At 37.8% G+C, this 445-nt stretch carries 1 protein-coding gene; it reads right to left on the reverse strand.

Annotation, left to right across the window (positions count from 1 at the left end; all coding sequences use genetic code 11):
• The coding region (locus tag GNF10_RS39560; protein ID WP_185607524.1) for a Tn3 family transposase at positions 1-445 on the reverse strand (445 nt) is incomplete at both ends.

Genomic DNA, 445 nt, shown 5'->3' on the forward strand with positions numbered 1-445 from the left:
TGAGTTGCGTCAGCCATCCGCGTTAAACCTAAATTAATACCATCAGCAAGCAAGGCACTTAACAAAACAACTTTATCGGATACTTGTTCTCCTGAATGTAAATGCGTAAAATGTTTAGTAAATTGTGTCCAAGAATCAACTTCTACCAACAAATCGGTCAACTTAATTCTTGGCAGTAAACTATGAACTTTTCTGCTAAATCCATCAACCTCCTTTGGGACAGCATTGGTAAGAGGAGTGATAATTAATAGCTCGTTCTCTATCCTGACATCAACCAGTTTCTTTTCTGCCATTAAAGAAGAAACAAGCGCTAATTGTTCAGACAATTCAAGTGAGCGTTGTTCAATATAAGTAGTGAAATCCGTCGTTACTGCCACAGGTATCGTTTGAGAAGAACACATTGACTGCCATGAGCTATCTGCTAATAGATAATCCTCAAAATCTT

The sequence above is a fragment of the Nostoc sp. UCD121 genome, from assembly GCF_014222285.1.
Lineage (GTDB): Bacteria > Cyanobacteriota > Cyanobacteriia > Cyanobacteriales > Nostocaceae > Nostoc.